Source organism: Pseudomonas sp. GM84 (assembly GCF_000282535.1).
Classification (GTDB): Bacteria; Pseudomonadota; Gammaproteobacteria; order Pseudomonadales; family Pseudomonadaceae; genus Aquipseudomonas.
Genome location: NZ_AKJC01000143.1, coordinates 1 through 4088, shown reverse-complemented (window position 1 = coordinate 4088; position 4088 = coordinate 1). Strand labels below are relative to the sequence as shown.

Below are 4088 nucleotides of genomic sequence, written 5' to 3'. Positions count from 1 at the left end.
CCTCTTCGCGGGACAAGTCGGATCGCCGCACCGCCGCTCCCACAGGACTGCCGGTGGGAGCGGGCTTGTCCCGCGAAGTGCTTTCCACATCCTGAAACGCCCTGCCAGCCGACCAACGGTGTAGAACGAAAGGGGGGGTGGCAGGGAACCAGGGAGGGATTTTCCCGTCGAAGGTCACTGCAGGCCACTCGCCTGTATCCACCTTTCAGGAGTGTTCCTTCATGTCGTTGCGTTCCCTCGCCCTGTTGTCCTTGTGCGTCGTCCTGACTGCGTGCAGCAAGATCAATCAGGAAAACTATTCCAAGCTCAAGGCCGGTATGAACAAGGCCGAGGTCGAGCAGCTGCTCGGCACACCTGCCGAGTGCTCCGGTGCGCTGGGCATGAGCAGCTGCACCTGGGGGGACGAGAAGAGCTTCATAAGCGTTCAGTACGCCGCAGACAAGGTGCTGATGTATTCAGGGCAGGGCCTCAAATGACGCGTGTGCACCTGCTGCTGGGGATGTGCCTGGTGATGCTGCTGGGTGGCTGCGCCACCTCGGCCAACGACCCGCTGGCGCCGAAGACCGCCGGCAATGTCGACCTCAAGCGCTATCAAGGCAAGTGGTTCGAGCTGGCGCGCCTGCCGATGCCGTACCAGAGTGAGTGCGCCCAGTCCGAGGCGCACTACAACCTCAAGCCCGATGGCTCGTATGGCGTACTCAACCGCTGCCGCACCATCGGCGATGAGTGGCTGCGTGCGGAGGGCCATGCCAGCATCCAGGAGCCGGGGCACACCGACAGGTTGTGGGTGGAGTTCGACAACTGGTTCACCCGTGCGGTGCCGGGCCTGACCAAGGGCGAGTACTGGATCCTGTACGTGGATGATCGCTACCGCACGGCGATCGTCGGCAGCCCGGATCGCAAGTACCTGTGGATACTTTCGCGTACGCCGACGCTACCTGCCTGGGAACGCGAGAACCTGTTGTCCAAGGCGCGGCAGCAAGGTTATGACACCAGCCGGCTGATCTGGCGCACGCCGGACCAGCAGATCGTGCAGATGCATTGAGGCTGTCTGCAAGGGCCCTATCGCCGGCAAGCCGGCTCCCACAGGGGCCAGCGCTGGCCTGCTCTTTGTGGGAGCCGGCTTGCCGGCGATAGGGTCAGTGCGGTCTACCCTTCAGCCCAGCAACTGACGCAATACCTCGACGAACGCCCGCGCACTCTCCTCTTCCTGTGCATGCCGCCCCTGGCGCACCACCCACTGCCCATTGACGATCACATCGCGCACCTGGCGATCCGAGCCTGCGAACAACCAGCGGTTGAGAATCGCATCGCCCTGGGCCATGGCGATGTACGGATCCTGCCCGTCCAGCACCAGCCAATCGGCACGCTTGCCGACCACCAGTTCACCCACCGGGTGCCCCAGCGCCTGTGCGCCGCCCGACAGTGCCGCGTCATACAGCGTGCGCCCGACCATCGGCTGGTCCTCGCGGTACAGACGGTTGCGCCGCTGGTCCCGCAGCCGCTGGCCATATTCCAGCCAGCGCAGCTCCTCGACCACGCTCAATGACACATGGCTGTCCGAGCCAATGCCCATGCGCCCGCCCTGGGCCAGGTAGTCCACTGCCGGGAAGATACCGTCACCCAGGTTGGCCTCGGTGGTCAGGCACAGGCCGGCCACAGCCCCGCTGCGCGCCATGGCCGAGACCTCGTCGTGGTCGGCATGGGTGGCGTGCACCAGGCACCAGCGTGAATCCACATCGACATGCTGGTACAGCCACTGCAGCGGACGCTGGCCGCTCCAGGCCAGGCAGTCGTCGACTTCCTTCTGCTGCTCGGCGATATGAATGTGGATCGGGCATTGCTGATCGCCTGCGGCCAGTACTTCGGCAATCTGGCCTGGCGTTACCGCACGCAGCGAGTGGAAGCACAGGCCCAGTTGCTGTGCTGGTTGAGCGGCCAGCAGCGGAGCGAGTTGTTCTTGCAAGCGCAGGTACTGCTCGGTGGAGTTGATGAAGCGCCGCTGCCCGTCGTTGGGCGCCTGTCCGCCAAAGCCGGCATGGCTGTACAGCACCGGCAGCAAGGTCAGGCCAATGCCGCTGCTGGCGGCGGCAGCGCTGATGCGGCGGGACAGCTCGGCAGGGTCGGCATAGGCCTTGCCGGCCTGGTCATGATGCACGTAGTGGAACTCGGCCACCGAGGTGTACCCGGCCTTGAGCATCTCGATGTACAGCTGGCGAGCGATGACCTGCAAGTGTTCCGGCGTGACCTTGCCCACCAGTCGATACATCAGCTCGCGCCAGGTCCAGAAGCTGTCGTTGGGGTTGCCCGCCACTTCCGCCAAGCCCGCCATGGCGCGCTGGAAGGCATGCGAGTGCAGGTTGGGCATGCCAGGCAGCAATGGCCCGTTCAGCCGCTCGGCACCCTCGGCGCTGGCATCGGCCTCGATGGCGGCCAGCCGGCCATCGGCAGTTACTTCAAGGCGGACATTGTTGGCCCAACCGCTGGGCAGCAGGGCACGTTCGGCAAAGTAGGCGGGCATTGCGCTATCCTGTTATTGTTTAACTTGTATATACATATACAGCCGTTTGCCTGCCGGGTAAACTCCGGCAAGCTACCGTCAATCAACTCGCACAAGGATCAAACGCCGTGCCGACACCTCCTGTCTCCGCGCTGGTAGCCCAGATGGGCGAGGGCCCGGCGCCGCTGTATGCCCGGGTCAAGCAGATGATCGTCCAGCAGATCGAAAATGGCAGCTGGCCGCCACACCACCGGGTGCCTTCCGAGAGCGAGCTGGTCAGCGAGCTGGGCTTCAGCCGCATGACCATCAACCGTGCCCTGCGCGAACTCACCGCCGAGGGGCTGTTGGTGCGCATGCAGGGTGTGGGTACCTTCGTCGCCGAGCCGAAGACCCGCTCTGCGCTGTTCGAGGTCAACAACATCGCCGACGAGATTGCCGCGCGTGGCCACCAGCATAGCTGCCAGGTCATCGTCCTGGCCGAGGAGGCGGCCGGCTCGGAGCGCGCCCTGGCGCTGGACATGCGCGAAGGCCAGCGGGTGTTCCATTCGCTGATCGTGCACTTCGAGAACGGCGTGCCGGTGCAGATCGAAGACCGCTACGTCAACGCGCAGATCGCCCCGGACTACCTCAAGCAGGACTTCACCCGGCAGACGCCCTATGCCTACCTGTCCCAGGTGGCCCCGCTGACCGAGGGCGAGCACGTGGTCGAAGCCATTCTCGCCGAGCCCGATGAGTGCCAGCTGCTGCAGATCGAGCGGGGCGAGCCTTGCCTGCTGATTCGTCGGCGTACCTGGTCCGGTCGCCAGCCGGTGACCGCTGCGCGTTTGATTCACCCCGGTTCCCGTCATCGCCTGGAAGGACGTTTCAGTAAATGAGCCAGTTGCAATGCTTGCGTGCCCAAGACTACCCGCGCATGCCGTGGAAAAACGGCGGTGGGTTCACCGAAGAGATCACCCGCGATGCCGGCGATGGACTGGACGGCTTCGGCTGGCGCCTGTCGATCGCTGATATCGAGGCGTCTGGCGGGTTCTCCAGTTTCGCCGGTTACCAGCGGATCATCAGCGTGCTGCAGGGCGATGGCATGCAGTTGACCGTGGACGGCGAGCAGGGCCGGCCACTGCTGCCCTTCGATGCCTATGCCTTCAAGGGTGAAAGCCAGGTGAGCTGCACGCTGTTGGGTGGGCCGATTCGGGATTTCAATCTGATCTATGCGCCTGCGCGTTACCGGGCGCGGCTGCAATGGTTCGACGGTGGTAGCCGGCTGTTCAGTGCTGCCAGCACGGTGCTGGTGTTCAGTGCCCAGACGGACCTGCAGGTGACAGTCGATGGCCAGGTGCAGTCGCTGGGGTTGTATGACTGCCTGCAGCAGAGCGGTAACGACCGTTTGCTGGAAGTGGCTGTGCAGGGGCGCTGCTGCGTGATCGAGCTGACCCAGCTTTCCCAGTGATCTCACTGGCCCTATCGCCGGCAAGCCGGCTCCCACAGGGGGCAGCGCTGACCTGCTCTTTGTGGGAGCAACTGTCTTGCCCAAAACCCCAGCGCTTGCACGATCCCTTGTGGGAGCCGGCTTTCCGGCGATAGGGCCCGA

The 4088-nt window shown here is 64.4% G+C and carries 5 protein-coding genes; 4 read left to right on the top strand and 1 reads right to left on the bottom strand.

Annotated features, from left to right (window positions below):
• Nucleotides 1-221 precede the first annotated feature (221 nt).
• Entirely contained in the window at nucleotides 222-476 is a 255-nt protein-coding gene (gene bamE / locus PMI38_RS12945; RefSeq protein WP_008094623.1) for an outer membrane protein assembly factor BamE domain-containing protein, read from the top strand.
• On the top strand, nucleotides 473-1045 hold the full coding sequence (locus tag PMI38_RS12940; protein ID WP_008094621.1) for a lipocalin family protein: 573 nt from the start codon (nucleotides 473-475) through the stop codon (nucleotides 1043-1045). Before bamE ends, PMI38_RS12940 begins: the two co-directional genes overlap by 4 nt.
• 111 nt (nucleotides 1046-1156) lie before the next feature.
• Here PMI38_RS12940 and PMI38_RS12935 read toward each other — a convergent pair whose 3' ends face one another.
• Complete coding sequence (locus PMI38_RS12935; protein ID WP_008094619.1) at nucleotides 1157-2521, bottom strand: formimidoylglutamate deiminase; 1365 nt, start codon at nucleotides 2519-2521, stop codon at nucleotides 1157-1159.
• 143 nt (nucleotides 2522-2664) lie between these two features.
• On the opposite strand from PMI38_RS12935, the gene hutC reads away from it, so the two are divergent.
• Both hutC and PMI38_RS12925 read left to right on the top strand, forming a co-directional pair.
• A complete protein-coding gene (gene hutC / locus PMI38_RS12930) occupies nucleotides 2665-3375 on the top strand; it encodes a histidine utilization repressor (protein ID WP_177324909.1) in 711 nt (236 codons plus the stop codon).
• On the top strand, nucleotides 3372-3947 hold the full coding sequence (locus PMI38_RS12925) for a HutD/Ves family protein (protein ID WP_008094616.1): 576 nt from the start codon (nucleotides 3372-3374) through the stop codon (nucleotides 3945-3947). The genes hutC and PMI38_RS12925 overlap by 4 nt, the downstream gene beginning before the upstream one ends.
• Nucleotides 3948-4088 lie beyond the last annotated feature (141 nt).

Bases quoted from the DNA above. Each gene is read 5' to 3' on its own strand.
- bamE (WP_008094623.1), top strand. From the start codon at position 222: ATGTCGTTGCGTTCCCTCGCCCTGTTGTCCTTGTGCGTCGTCCTGACT.
- PMI38_RS12935 (WP_008094619.1), bottom strand. From the start codon at position 2,521: ATGCCCGCCTACTTTGCCGAACGTGCCCTGCTGCCCAGCGGTTGGGCC.
- PMI38_RS12940 (WP_008094621.1), top strand. From the start codon at position 473: ATGACGCGTGTGCACCTGCTGCTGGGGATGTGCCTGGTGATGCTGCTG.
- PMI38_RS12925 (WP_008094616.1), top strand. From the start codon at position 3,372: ATGAGCCAGTTGCAATGCTTGCGTGCCCAAGACTACCCGCGCATGCCG.
- hutC (WP_177324909.1), top strand. From the start codon at position 2,665: ATGGGCGAGGGCCCGGCGCCGCTGTATGCCCGGGTCAAGCAGATGATC.